At 58.3% G+C, this 13,105-nt stretch carries 15 protein-coding genes; 2 read left to right on the top strand and 13 right to left on the bottom strand.

The window, feature by feature from the left end; all coding sequences use genetic code 11:
• Positions 1–6 precede the first annotated feature (6 nt).
• The 4 genes from ABOC21_RS03875 to ABOC21_RS03860 all read right to left on the bottom strand — a co-directional run bounded on the left by ABOC21_RS03875 (position 7) and on the right by ABOC21_RS03860 (position 4,607).
• Positions 7–1,038, bottom strand: a complete 1,032-nt coding sequence (locus tag ABOC21_RS03875) for an ABC transporter substrate-binding protein (protein ID WP_426812517.1) — start codon at positions 1,036–1,038, stop codon at positions 7–9.
• An 11-nt stretch (positions 1,039–1,049) separates the two neighbouring features.
• Complete coding sequence (uhpC, locus tag ABOC21_RS03870) at positions 1,050–2,351, bottom strand: MFS transporter family glucose-6-phosphate receptor UhpC (RefSeq protein ID WP_426812516.1); 1,302 nt, start codon at positions 2,349–2,351, stop codon at positions 1,050–1,052.
• 85 nt (positions 2,352–2,436) lie between these two features.
• Entirely contained in the window at positions 2,437–3,978 is a 1,542-nt protein-coding gene (locus ABOC21_RS03865) for an MASE1 domain-containing sensor histidine kinase (protein ID WP_426812515.1), read from the bottom strand.
• Positions 3,978–4,607, bottom strand: coding sequence for a response regulator (locus ABOC21_RS03860; RefSeq protein ID WP_426812514.1), 630 nt, complete (start codon positions 4,605–4,607; stop codon positions 3,978–3,980). The genes ABOC21_RS03865 and ABOC21_RS03860 overlap by 1 nt, the downstream gene beginning before the upstream one ends.
• 205 nt (positions 4,608–4,812) lie before the next feature.
• Between ABOC21_RS03860 and ABOC21_RS03855 the strand changes: the two genes are divergently transcribed.
• Positions 4,813–5,391: a cytochrome b gene (locus tag ABOC21_RS03855; RefSeq protein ID WP_426812513.1), complete on the top strand. Its 579-nt coding sequence runs from the start codon at positions 4,813–4,815 to the stop codon at positions 5,389–5,391.
• Positions 5,392–5,435: 44 nt separating this feature from the next.
• On the opposite strand, the gene ABOC21_RS03850 is transcribed toward ABOC21_RS03855, so the two are convergent.
• Positions 5,436–6,014 (bottom strand): YceI family protein, encoded by a 579-nt coding sequence (locus tag ABOC21_RS03850; RefSeq protein ID WP_426812512.1) that lies wholly within the window; start codon positions 6,012–6,014, stop codon positions 5,436–5,438.
• Between the two features lie 172 nt (positions 6,015–6,186).
• Here ABOC21_RS03850 and ABOC21_RS03845 point away from each other — a divergent pair, with 172 nt between their 5' ends.
• Complete coding sequence (locus ABOC21_RS03845) at positions 6,187–6,606, top strand: GNAT family N-acetyltransferase (protein WP_426812511.1); 420 nt, start codon at positions 6,187–6,189, stop codon at positions 6,604–6,606.
• A 196-nt stretch (positions 6,607–6,802) separates the two neighbouring features.
• Here the strand turns inward: ABOC21_RS03845 and ABOC21_RS03840 are convergent, their stop codons facing one another.
• The 8 genes from ABOC21_RS03840 to ABOC21_RS03805 form a co-directional block, all read right to left on the bottom strand.
• Complete coding sequence (locus tag ABOC21_RS03840; protein WP_426812510.1) at positions 6,803–7,600, bottom strand: transporter substrate-binding domain-containing protein; 798 nt, start codon at positions 7,598–7,600, stop codon at positions 6,803–6,805.
• Between the two features lie 42 nt (positions 7,601–7,642).
• On the bottom strand, positions 7,643–8,368 hold the full coding sequence (locus ABOC21_RS03835; protein ID WP_426812509.1) for an amino acid ABC transporter ATP-binding protein: 726 nt from the start codon (positions 8,366–8,368) through the stop codon (positions 7,643–7,645).
• A gap of 10 nt (positions 8,369–8,378) precedes the next feature.
• Complete coding sequence (locus ABOC21_RS03830) at positions 8,379–9,071, bottom strand: amino acid ABC transporter permease (protein ID WP_426812508.1); 693 nt, start codon at positions 9,069–9,071, stop codon at positions 8,379–8,381.
• 12 nt (positions 9,072–9,083) lie between these two features.
• Positions 9,084–9,761: an amino acid ABC transporter permease gene (locus ABOC21_RS03825; protein ID WP_426812507.1), complete on the bottom strand. Its 678-nt coding sequence runs from the start codon at positions 9,759–9,761 to the stop codon at positions 9,084–9,086.
• Positions 9,762–9,775: 14 nt separating this feature from the next.
• Entirely contained in the window at positions 9,776–10,684 is a 909-nt protein-coding gene (locus ABOC21_RS03820; protein WP_426812506.1) for an NAD(P)-dependent oxidoreductase, read from the bottom strand.
• Positions 10,685–10,705: 21 nt separating this feature from the next.
• On the bottom strand, positions 10,706–11,152 hold the full coding sequence (gene rpiB / locus ABOC21_RS03815; RefSeq protein WP_426812505.1) for a ribose 5-phosphate isomerase B: 447 nt from the start codon (positions 11,150–11,152) through the stop codon (positions 10,706–10,708).
• 14 nt (positions 11,153–11,166) lie between these two features.
• Complete coding sequence (locus ABOC21_RS03810) at positions 11,167–11,919, bottom strand: FadR/GntR family transcriptional regulator (RefSeq protein WP_426812504.1); 753 nt, start codon at positions 11,917–11,919, stop codon at positions 11,167–11,169.
• 406 nt (positions 11,920–12,325) lie between these two features.
• Complete coding sequence (locus ABOC21_RS03805; RefSeq protein ID WP_426812553.1) at positions 12,326–13,027, bottom strand: helix-turn-helix transcriptional regulator; 702 nt, start codon at positions 13,025–13,027, stop codon at positions 12,326–12,328.
• Positions 13,028–13,105: the final 78 nt, after the last annotated feature.

Here is a 13,105-nt window from a genome sequence, read left to right as displayed (position 1 = left end):
GCGGGCTTATTGACCCATCTTCACGTCGGCAACCCATTTGTTAATGAGCGCCTTGCGGACTTCCGTTGAGCCGTACTTATCCATGTCATAGCTGATAAGCTTGAGGTCATCGAGCTTCAGCGAGTTTGGCGAGGTTTCCGCCGTGGTGTTGGTGAGGATTTGATAGGATTTGCCCTTCTTCCACGCCAGCTCCTGGGCATCCTTCGACAGCACCCAGTCAACGAACAGCTTCGCGTTATCCGCGTTGCGCGCGCCCTTCAGAATGCTGACGCCGCCAATCTCATAGCCGGTACCCTCGCACGGGGAGATCAGATCCAGCGGCGCGCCCTGCTCTTTTTCCAGCGAGTAGTCGTGGAGGAAGCCGATGCCGATCGCCGTTTCGCCGCGCGCGGCGTTACGCGCCGGGGCGATGCCGGATTTGGTGTACTGGGAAACGTTGGCGTTGAGCTGCTTCAGATAATCAAACGCCTGGTCCTCACCCCACAGCTGGACGAAGGTCGCCAGCGCGGTGTAGGCGGTGCCCGAGCTCTGCGGATCGGCAATCTGGATCTCGCCTTTGTACTCCGCTTTGGTCAGATCTTTCCAGCATTTCGGCACCGGCAGATTCTTCTCTTTCAGCCGCTGCGTGTTGACGCCGAAGCCGAGGATCCCGACGTAAACCGCCGAGGAGAGGTTGCCTTTCACCTTCGCCGGATCGCGGAACTTCTCCATGATCTGCGCGAGGTTCGGAGATTTATACGGCTGCAGCAGCCCCATTTCGCCGGCCTGCGACTGCGGATCGAGAGTACCGCCGTACCAGACGTCGGCCTGCGGGTTTTTCTTCTCCGCGTCCACCTTCGCCAGGGTACTGCCGGAGCCGTTGCGGATAAACGAGGTTTTAACGTCGTACTTGTCGCCGAACGCTTTGGTTTCGGCTTCGCACATTTCGTTGGTGGCGCTGCAGTAGACCACCAGACGGCCTTTAGCCTGCGCCGCGCCGCTGAGGGCGGCGAGCGCGAGTCCGGAAGCAATGAGGGTAGAGAGAAGCGTTGTTTTCATTATTCAGCCCTTCAGGATGTTGTGTGATTGCGAGAAACGGTGACGCCCGACATCAGCAGGGGCATCAGTAATAAACCCATCAAAACGGCGGCCAGCGAGAGCAAGCTGAACATCCCCGACCAGCCGTAGCGTTCGATAACCTGCGACAGCGGCCAGCCGGCCAGCGCGGCCCCCAGATAGGCAAACACGCCGAGAAAACCGCTGATCGAACCCGCCGCCTGCTTGTGCCCATACTCAACGGCGGCAAGGCCAATGAGCATCTGCGGACCAAAGACAAAAAAACCGACGCTGAAAAAGCACATCGCCAGCAGCGCGTAGTGGTGCACCGGCGCCAGCCACAGCGCGGCGACCGAGACCATTAACCCCAGCGTGAACAGCAGGAGCATCGGCGCGCGCTGGCCGCTGAACAGCAAATCTGAACCCCAGCCGGCAAATAGCGCCCCGAGCAGGCCGCCGGCCTCGAACAGCATGACCGTGGCGTTGGCGCTCAGCAGGTTGACGCCGTGGCTCTCCGCCAGCCAGATGTTGCCCCAGTCGTTGAGCGCGATGCGGATCAGATACACCAGCACGTATGAGGCGCCCAGCAGCCAGATCATCGGGTTTTGCAGCATGGTGGCGCGCAGCATCTGCCACAGCCCCATCGGCGGGCTCTGCAGCTCCTGGCGCAGCTCCAGCGGATCGTTGCGCCACTCGCCCACCGTTGGCAGCCCCTCCTCCTGCGGCGTACCCCGCAGCTGGGTAGTCAGCCAGATACCGAGCACGATGCTGATGAGACCCGGCGCCAGCATCGCCGCCCGCCAGCCCCAAAAGTGGGCGGCGAAGGCGCAAATCAGCGGCACAATCGCCCCGCCGATATTGATGGAGGTGTTCCAGCATCCCCACCAAAAGCCGCGTTCGTTGCGCGAGTACCAGTGGGTTAACAGCCGGGCGCAGGGCGGCCATCCCCATCCCTGGAAAAAGCCGTTTAGCGTCCAGATAAACAGCAGCGCCGGCAGGGAGTGGCTAAACACGAACAGCACGTTCAGCACCCCGGTCGCCAGCAGGCCAATCCCCATAAACGCCCGCTGTCCGTGGCCGTCATGCCACAATCCGGCGGCAAATTTCGACAGGCCGTAGCTCAGATAGAACAGCGAGCCGATCAGCCCGATGTCGCTTTTGCTCAGCCCCATGTCCAGCTGCAAAACCGGCAGCACGTAGTTGATGCTTTTGCGCGTCAGGTAGAACGCGGCGTAGCCAATGACCATGCACAGCAGCAGCCTCGGGCGCTGGGTCCGGTAGCGTTGGGCGATCTGTGCGGCAGACAGTGCGGGCATGGCGTTCTCCGTTTAGGCTGACGATATAAAAGCGCGAGGCAAAATGGATGAGAGAAAGTCCGGTGCGGCTAAGACTTTTTCCTGGTTAACGAAGTGTTTGTGACGAAAATGTGGGCAGGTTAACAATTACGCGCGTGCCGCCGCGTGATTCCAGGGTCAGCTCGCCGCCGAGGGCGTGAACCCGCTCGCGAATGCCCTGCATGCCAAATCCCGGCGTATTCTGCGGTCCGAGGCCGCTGCCGTTGTCCCGCACCTCGAGGTACAGGCGGTCGCCCTGCTGGCAAAGCAGGATCGCCACCTCGCTGGCGCCGGCGTGCTTGCTGACGTTATTGAGCAGCTCCTGCAGCAGGCGATAGAGGGTAAAGACCAGGGTTTCGTTGGCCGGCGGGGCCGCCAGCCGGTAGTCAAAGCGGCAGTTAATCCCGCGTTCGGCAAAGGCGAACTCCTTCACCAGATGGTGCAGCGCCTCCTTGAACGACAGTTCGTCCAGCGCCGGGGGGCGCAGCTGGCGCAGCATCTGACGGGTGGAGTGGTGAATGCGCTGGGCCAGCTCGCCGATCTGTCCGGCGGCCTCAATCGCCAGGGCGGTGCCGCCGGCCCGTTTGACCAGCTGCGACTGGATCTGAATGGCGGTGATGTTCTGCCCGATTTCATCATGCAGCTCGCGGGCGAGATGCTTGCGGGTGTCCTCCTCCGTGTGGATCAGCTTCTCCGTCAGCTCGCGCCGGGTCTGCAGCTCCTGCTCCAGCCGGCGGCGATAGCGATCGAGATTGAGCGCCAGATGCTGCTGGCGGCTGATAGCGATGCCAAGGCCGATCCCCAGCAGCGACTGGGTGGCGAGGAAAATCTCAAGCTCCAGCAGATCCGTAAACCCGCCGCCCACCTGGCGCGCGATGGCGATCATCATGCTGCCGAGCAGGCCGGACAGCACACCGCCCTGCCAGCCAAACTTCCACGCTATCACCACGTTAGGCAAAAACACCACGATCAGCAGCAGCCGCTCCAGCGCCGGGGAGAGCACCATCTGGGTGCCGATGCCGATGATAAAAAACAGGCTGCACCAGATAATCAGCGAGGCGCGCAGCGGCGGGTTGCTGGTATCCAGCCCCAGTAGCTGATAGCGATGCTGCTGGCGCAAAAACTCGAACATCAGATAGACAAACGGCGCCAGCAGCACGCCGCCGGTAAACGAGGCCAGCCCGAGCAGCGTCGCGGGGCTTTGCAAAAAGGCGATCAGGGCCAGGGTCTGGAGCAGCGCGTTGGCGCTGACCGCGGCAATCAGCAGCGACAGCCGCTGCCAGTAGAGCGGAAAACGGTACCAGAAACGCTGCGCCATATACGCCGACAGCAGGCCCACCAGTGGAACGATCGCGATCGTGTAGCCGGTCAGCAACTGTTCGCTGCGCAGCCAGACGATCGCCGCCAGCGGCGGCAGGACCACCGCCGGCCAAAAGCGGCGCGGCAGCAGGATCAGCAGCGCCAGATAGACGCCCTGGGGCAGGAACAGCACCGCCTGCTGGCCGTTGTGGGTCAAATAGAAGCTGAGCGTCCACAGCATCAGCCAGCCGCTTCCCCAGGCCAGGGTGATAAATAGCGTCAGGATCGGATGACGGGACGCGCGTGTCATCAATGGCCCATCAGCAGCTGATTATCGAGAGCGAAATGCACCAGCTCAATGGTGCTGCCGCACTGCAGCTTGCTCAGCACGTTAGCCCGGTGAACGTGGACGGTTTTATGGCTCAGCGCCAGGCTGAAGGCGATCGCCTTAACGCTCTCCCCTTTCACCAGCAGCTCGAATATCTCCCGCTCGCGCGGGGTCAGGACATCGAGCGCTTTTGGCGACGATTCGCCGCCGCGCAGCGCCTTAAGCGCATCAACGCACAGGTAGTGACCGCCCATCCCCACCGAACGTACCGCCTGCACCAGCTCTTCCGGGCCGCAGCGTTTGGTCAGATAGCCGCTCGCCCCGGCATCGATGGCGCTCTGCACAAAAGCCGGCGTGTCGTAGATGCTGAGAATAATGGCGCGAAACCCCGACTGCCGCTGGCGCAGGCGTTTGAGCAGGCTCAGACCGTTCTCATCGGGCATGGCGACGTCGAGCACCGCAACGTCAATTTCGCTGCGCATCAGCGCCGGCCACGCCTCGGCGGCGCTGCTGTACTGCCCCGCCACGATGAGATCGTCTTCCAGATTTAATAGCTGGGCAAAACCGGAGCGAACGACCACATGGTCATCCACCAGGGCGACTCTGATCATGATGAAATACTCTTGGCGGAAAGTTGTTTTATGATGCCTGTTAGCGCGGCGCAGGCAATGCCGCAGCCGCCGTTATGTAATGAATGTAACAAAATTGCAATAAACCGGCCCGTGCGGGCGATCGCCCGATAGAAAAATTTTCCGAATAGATATTCCCCCTGGCGCGTTTACCCATCATCAAACACCGCTGATGGAGTCCCCTGCTATGAAAGAACTGTCCCCCACCGCGCAGCGCCAGCGCTATGACCGCCTCACGCTGACGCTGCACTGGCTGACCGCCGCCTGCGTCATCTTTCTCTTTTCCAGCGCGCATATCTGGGCGTGGCTGGAACGCGGCACGCCGTTGCGAAAAGAGCTGCAGGCCCTGCATATCTCGTTCGGCATCGTGCTGGCGCTGACGATCGTCGTGCGCCTGCTGTGGCGTATTATCAGCCAGCGCATCCCGCGCTACGCCCTGCCGCCGACCCGGGATTCGCGTCCGATGAAGTTCGTCGCGCACGCCGTCCACGGGATGCTGTACCTGCTGCTGTTCGCCCAGGCCGCGCTGGGCTTTCTATTTCGCTGGGCGCAGCAGGAGCCGTTCCGCTTTTTTGGCGGGCCCGATCTCTCCGGCTGGGTGAGCATCGCTCCCGCACTCAGGCATACCCTGGGCGAGTGGCACAATAACGTGGCGTGGGCGCTCATTACTCTCGCCTGCGCCCACGCCCTGGCGGCGCTGGCCCACCACTACCTGCTTCGCGATAACGTGCTGTCCCGCATGCTGCCCGGCCGCGCCGGGCGTTAATCCCCGTCGTTAGATAACTCCCACGCGAATAGCGCGCGTGGGAGTTATGCCCGATGCCGAATTTTAGCCTCAATGGCGATATCAATGGTGACGGTATCGCCCACCAGCGCCGCCAGGCTGTCCATATTAAAAGCCGCACGAGAGATGGCGGTCGTCGCATGCAGCGACAGCACCTCCCGGCCGACGGGGTTGCTCGTCGGATCTTTAAGAGCCGCCTCCAGCATGACCGGGCGCAGAATATTTTTTACGCCGAGGTAGCCGAAAACCCGAAAGCGCCCGCCTCCCAGCGCCACCACGCGGCTGCTGGTAAAGCGGATCGCCGGGTAACGATCGGCATCGAAAAAAAGAGGGCCCTTCATTTGCCAGGTCAGCAGATTATTGGAAGCCGCGAGGGTGGCAACCGGGATGTTGACGCTCAGCCGATCGTCCATGTCATTATCCGTATCCAGCGTCAGCTCCCCCGTTACGCCGGCAAGGTGCGCCTGCGAGGTGCCGCCGAAAGCGTGCCATGAAAGCCCGATTGCGGTATCGGGGGTGCTGATGCCGTAACTAACCGGCATCGCGTACAGCGGCGCCGGGCCGAGCAAGAGCCCGAAGGCGATAGCGGAAACAGTGCGCGTCATAGTGGGTTATCCTCAATATTGATAACCGGTAAACGCGCCCGGCCCCGTTTTTATTCATTTCTATTTTTGCTGGCGGATCGGTAATGAGCAGGTTTGCCGGCGACGCGCGCAGCGGTTGAGCGAATGAGTTGTTGATGGTAAACAGGGGAACGCTTAATACGGAGCTCAATAAATGTCAGCAGCCTACGCCATTGTGGAAACCGTTCCCCCGGCAGACGATTTTTGCCGCCTGCGCGTCATCTCCGGTTTAACGCCCCGCCCTCTTGAGGCAGCTAAACGCGCGCTGCCCCGCAGCTGCCACGGCGTATACGTGGAGTATTCCGGGCTGATTGTCGGCATGGGACGCATCGTTGGCGACGGCGTGCTTAACTTCGAGATTGTCGATGTTGCCGTCGATCCGGCGCATCAAGGCAAGGGACTGGGGCGAAAAATCATGGCGCATCTGATGGCCTGGCTTGAGCTGCATGCACCGGCGGGCGCCTACGTCAGCCTGATCGCCGACGTTCCCGAGCTGTATAAAAAATTTGGCTTTCAGCTGGTGCGCCCGGAGAGCGAAGGCATGGCGCTGGTGTGGGGATCGCACAGGAGTTGAAGGTATGCATCGATTTCCTGATGGACTATTTTCAGCAAGATCCTCCCGTTGGCGAAGCGCTGTGGAGGAAAATAACCGCTGAGGATGGGGAGAGCCGGCTGGTTTAGCCAGGGGCCGGCAGGCGCGCTATCGGGGCCGCTAAGCGGCCCTTACCTCCCCGGGTTAGCTAAATTCCCCTGTGACAAGGGGCGATAAACTATTTACGGTTTATTATTTCCGCCGGGATAGCTTCGCCGTGGTATTTTTCGTAAATGGCGTTTAGTTTTCCATTTTTAAGATTGGTGACAATCCATTCATTTAATTTTTCTTTCAACTCCGGTTCACCTTTTTTAACTCCGATAGCTAAATCAAATACCGTTAGGGTTAATTTGGGCTCAAAGCTTAATTTAGGATTCTGTTTTTTAATCTGGTTAACCAGCGTGGCGGAAGTGGCGACCGCATAAGCCTGACCGCTAACGGCGGCGGTGACTAAGGTTGCATCATCATCATAGCGTTGAATGCTATAGCCCTTTTTCATCGCATCCTGGCTCAGCATTGAGTCCTGAGTGGTGCCGCGCGTAACGGTAATGGCGTGCCCTTTTAAATCGGGCCAGTCGCTGACTTTGGTGGCGGCTGGGGCGGCGATAACGGAGCGCAGGCCGGCATAGGCGCGAGTAAAATCAATCACCTGCGCACGCTGCGGCGTGACGGATAGGGTTGAAATGACGATATCTGCCTTACCGGTTTGCAGGTTCGGAATGCGCGTCGGCCCGGTCGTTTCAATAAATTTCAGCTTTAAGCCCCAATCCTTCGCCAGCAGTTCAGCGGTTTCGACATCAGAGCCTACCGGTTTCATCGCCGCATCGAGCATGCCTGAAGGCGGCAGTGACATATCGGTGGCGACGCGCAGCTCGCCGCGTTGTTGGATATCTTCCAGCGCATTTGCCGAGGCCGGCTGGGCGATGAGGACTGTTACCATGCTGGCAAGCAGGGCAATCGATTTTGCGTATTTCATTATTATTCTCCTGATGAGGATGGGTACAGGGTATCGGGTGAATTAAAGATCGTTGGCGATAAACTCCTTTAACGCCTCGGTTTCCGGCGCTTGCAAAATGGCGGCGCTACCGCTTTCATGCACTTTTCCCTGATGCATGAAGATCACTTTATCGGCGACTTTGCGGGCGAAATTCATCTCATGGGTCACCATGATCATCGTCATACCGCTACCGGCCAGCCGCTCAATCACGCGCAGCACTTCGCCGGTTAATTTGGGATCCAGCGCCGAGGTGACTTCATCAAACAGCATCACTTTTGGTTTCATCGCCAGCGAGCGGGCGATAGCGGCGCGCTGCTGCTGCCCGCCGGAGAGCTGCTCAGGATAGCTGTCCACTTTATCCGCGAGCCCGACCTGTTCCAGAACGGAGAGCGCTAACCTTCTGGCTTCCGCTTTCGGCAATTTTTTCACCGCGACCGGACCAAGCGTTATGTTCTGCTCAATGGTGAGATGGGGAAACAGGTTGTAGCTCTGAAATACAATACCGACGTCCTGGCGTAGCTTACGCAGGTCGACTTTGGGATCCTCCACTTTATAGCCGCACACTTCGATGCTGCCGCCGTTGATGGTTTCCAACCGATCAATACAGCGCAGCGCGGTACTTTTGCCCGAGCCGCTGGCGCCAATCAGCGCCACAACCTGACCCTGATTGACTGAGAACGAGACATCTTTCAGCACTGAATTATGGCCAAAACTCTTCTGTACGTTGCTTAAGGTAATGATTGACATAACTTTATCCTTATCCTCGGTTAACGCGTGCCGTAATGGCCTGCAGGCGCTTCGCCTGCTTCTGTGGTGCTCCGCGCTCCAGCCTGCGGCTTAATGCGGAAACCGGAAAACACAGGCAGAAGTAAATGGCGGCAACGGTCAGGTAGATAATAAAGGGCTGGAAAATCGAGTTATTGATGAGCTGGCCAGCACGTGCCAGCTCGACAAAACCCACCACCGACGCCAGCGAGGTGTTTTTGATTATCTGTACCGAGAACCCCACGGTAGGCGGCGTTGCCAGCTTGATAGCCTGCGGCATAATCACTTTGAACATGCGCTGAGTGCACGACAGCGCCAGGCATTCGGCCGCCTCCCACTGCGCGCGCGGAACCGCTTGTATGCAGCCGCGCCAGATCTCACCGAGATAGGCGCTGGCATAAATGGTGAGAGAGATGCCGGCGGCCAGCAGAGGCGCAATCGAATAGCCGAGTTGCGGCAGACCGAAGTAGACCATAAACATGATGATCAGCAGCGGCGTGCCCTGAATCAGCTGCACCCACGCGCTAACCAGAAGACGCAGCGGCTTCAATGGCGCAATGCGACCCAGCGCAATAAGGAACCCCACCAGACCGCCGCCGCCAAAGGCCATGAGCGACAAAATCACCGTCCACAGCGTGCCATCCAGCAGAAACTGCAGATGGGCAAAGTTAAGAGGAATATTCATCAACGGCTCTCCTTAAATCGACGTGCCGAGACGGCGGCGGCGCGGGAAAATCACCTGACCAAATAGCCAGAATATCATCCGCATCAACAGCGACAGCGCGATGTAAATACAGGCCACGATGAAGAACGTTTCAAAGGGGCGATAGGTTTCTGACTGGATAAAATTGGCCGTTGCCGTGAGCTCTTCCGCGGAAATTTGCGATGTCACCGATGATGCCAACATCAGCAAAATAAACTGGCTGGTGAGCGAGGGGTAAACGCGCTCGATCGCCGGGCGCAGCGCCACGTGCCAGTATTGCTGCCAGCGATTCAGCCCCAGCGTTTCTGCGGCTTCCCACTGGCCTTTGTGAATCGACTCGAAGCCGGCGCGCATAATCTCCGCCGTATACGCCCCGACGTTGATGGTGAGCGCAATGACTGAAACCGTGAAAGCGCTGAATGAGAAGCCCAGACTGGAGAGACCAAAATAGACCAGGAAGATCTGCACCAGAAAAGGCGTATTGCGAATCGACTCGACATAAACGCCCGTCAGGCGCGCTAACCAAACCGAATCAGAACGACGCGCCGCTGCGCACAGCGTGCCGATCAGAAAACCGGTTAACGTCGTCACCAAAGCCAGTTTGGCGGTGAGTAGCGCGCCGCTCCACAGAAGCTGCCACTGCGCGAGAATTGCTGTGAAATCGAGCATCATAAGGTCAACCCCGGTTATTTTGTTACGCTGTTTTGCTGGCCGGTCAGGCGGTCGTAAACTTTAAAGAGCGCCTGATTGCCGTTTGCGCCCTCACCATAGGCCTGCGCGTTTTGATACTGCGAGGCGACCAGCGCGGTAGCGGGCAGCGGGACCGGATGCTTCTGAGCGGCCTCCAGCACAAGACGCAGATCTTTCATCATCAGATCGATGCGAAATCCTGCGGAGACGTCGCCTTCAATCATGGCGCTCCCCAGCTTGTCGAGCATCCAGGATGCCGCCGAACCGCCCATCAGCACCTCGCACATCTGAGGAAGATTGATATCCCAGGCGCGCGCCAGCGCTAACGCTTCGCAAATCGCCTGAATATTGATGCCACAAATCAGCTGGTTACATAGTTTTACCGTCTGCCCCGCGCCGGATGCGCCGACGTGATTGAGCGTGGTGCCCATCGCGCGCAGATAAGGAGTAGCCTGAGCAAAGCCCTCGGCGCTGCCGCCCACCATGATCGTCAGATTGCCGTTTTTTGCGCCGACCGGGCCGCCGGAAACCGGCGCATCCAGCATCGTGACGCCAATAGTCGCCAGAGATTCGCTGAGCTGGCGCGTTGCGGCGGGTGCGATAGTGCTCATATCAACAAACAGTTTCCCGCGCGGCGGGTTGCTCAGCAGTCCGCCTGCACCGCGGACGATCTCTTCAACCTGCGGGGTGTCCGGCAGCATCGAGATGACGATATCGGCATCAATGATAGCGCTGGAAAGATCGCTGACTACATCCACGCCATACTGGCGGAGCGCATCACCTGCCGCTGCGACGACATCGAACGCGCGAACGGTAAAACCTGCCTGCGCCAGATTACGCGCCATCTCGCGGCCCATGACGCCAAGTCCAATAAACCCGACAATGCCGGAAGTGCTGTTACTCATCGTTATGCTCCAGATTGATGGTTAGTTAAGTTGTTCCAGCTGAGCGAGCTTCGCGACGCGACGAACAAAGTCGTCGTCATGCACAAATTTCGCTTCGAGGAAGCTGGTAATCAGATCGCGAGCGAGCCACGGCCCGACAATTTGCGCCCCCATACACATGACGTTGACGTCGTCATGCTCCACCGACTGGTGCGCGGAGTGCACGTCGTGACAGACCGCCGCGCGGATCCCTTTTACTTTGTTCGCGGCGATAACCGCTCCGACGCCGGTGCCGCATACCAGAATGCCGCGCCGATCTGCGCTGCTGCGCACCTTGCTGCATAACGCTAAGGCGATATCCGGAAAATCAACCGGTTCGGGATCGTGGCTGCCGACATCGTCAATCTGATATCCGGCCTGATGCAGCCACTGCTTAAGCTCCTGCTTGAGGTGAAATCCTGCGTGGTCACTGCCAATCACAATCTGCATCTGCTGTTTTCCTTTTACGGGGTAGTGAAGGTCGATGAACTGCTGCTGGCCTTGAGGATGGTGGCGCGGCGGCGAAAATCTGAGCCAATCTCGAAGTGGCGGCCAAGTAACTCATCGGCTTTATTTTCATCACGTTCGACGATGGCGGAAAAAATGGCGCGGTGATGGTTAATGAGGAACTCCTCAATCCCCTCGACCTGAATGATCTGCTCGCGGCGGTCAAGGTGCGAACGACGCATCAGCATGCTGATGGACTGGTAAATATTGATAAGCGTGGGCGAACCGGATGCGGTGACGATGCTTTCATGAAACCTGAAATCCGCCAGGGCGCCGAGTTCGGGGGTGCGAATGGTTTCAATGATTTCGCCGAGACAGGCGGCCAGGCGATCGTAGTCACTTTGCGTCGCCCGGCGACAGGCTAAGCGAACGGCCTGACGCTCAATAGCGATTCGTGCCTGCATGACGTCATCAACCACGTTGGGCTGGTGGGCAAGAACGAAAGTAAAGAATTCGCCGAGAATTGAGACATCAGGTTTGGTTACCACGGTACCAATGCCGTGGCGGATCTCCACCGCCCCGACCATGGCGAGCGCCCGCAGCGCCTCGCGAAGTACGGGGCGGCTCACGCCTAACTTTGCCGAAAGCTCACGCTCCGGCAGCAGGCTATCCCCGGCTTTCAGTTCGCCAGTGAGTAACTGGTCCCGCAAAAACTTTACAACTCGGTCATAGCCGCTGCCGGCTTCTGTCTTTTCGCGCCTGATTTCCATGTGATCTCACCAGTGGTCTGTAGTGGTAATACCAATGGTAGATGTGTTGATGAAATATTAACGTGATGTTGATCGTTAATTGACCAGTTGTTTTTGTGATGTAAGCAACAATGAGTGGAGAGAGCTGGACGGAACAAGAAAATGCTTAGCCGCTGGCTGACAAAAGGTTGCTATGAACTGAGCAACGGCGGGCAGATGGGAAACGATCAGATAGCGGAGAGGCTGCTGGTAGCATGCGTTAGGATTTAGCTGAACCGGGAAAAGGACCCGCACAAAAAATGATAGCGGAGCCGTCGCCCGGACCTATCGGGAATGATTAGAGATATCTCCGAACGGAGATCGGCCTGATTTTTTCCAGGCGGCGAGTTAACCCTCCTTCCCTCGAATAGCGGGGAGTGCCTGTACATTACTCTGCACTGCGTTGTTTCATCTCATTATCCCGCCAGCGTTCCCAACGGTTTCTGAGTTCACTCCTGCTGGCGCCAATATTTTCATGCAATATCGTCGCCTGGCGTATTCGATCAACCCGGAAATGACGAAAGCCGCCGCGTAGCTCACACCAGCTAATGAGGAGACAGCTGCTCTGGTCATAGCCCAACATCACCGGCCAAACGGTCCTTTCAGTGATGTCGCCGGATTTGGAGCAGTAATCCAGTAAAAGCTTTTTACCTTCCCGAATGGCGATGCGTATTTTCCGCGTATCGGGTTTGAAGCTGCCTGATTCATCCGGTTTTATCCCTACAGCCGAATAAGATAAATAACCGAGCAGCCGTGCGGGGACTGCCGAGGCGATTTTTGCCAGCACATCGCTGGCGTTATTCGCCAGAGTCGCATCCGGTAAGCGCCGCACCAGCTCTGCGCCAAGAAAGATGGCTTCCAGCTCCTCGGCCGTAAACATCAAAGGCGGCATGTCGTAATCTGCACTTAAAACATAGCCGCAACCCGCCTCCCCCTCTACCGGAACCCTTTGCCCTGCGAGATCCGCAATATCCCGGTAAATGGTTCGCTTTGATACTTCAAGCTCTTCGGCCAATTTCGCCGCGGTGACCGGAAGCGTCGAACGCCTGAGTATCTGGAGAATCTGAAACAGCCTGTCTGCACGTCGCATTTTTTCATCCTGTTGCCACCACGCTGTCAGCATACCTGAGTGAAGATATTTTTCAGAGGCCGCGCTATTCGCCGCCAT

It is taken from the genome of Klebsiella sp. WOUb02 (genome assembly GCF_050058015.1).
In the GTDB taxonomy this organism is placed as follows: domain Bacteria; phylum Pseudomonadota; class Gammaproteobacteria; order Enterobacterales; family Enterobacteriaceae; genus Klebsiella.
This window is presented reverse-complemented; position numbering and strand designations above follow the sequence as displayed.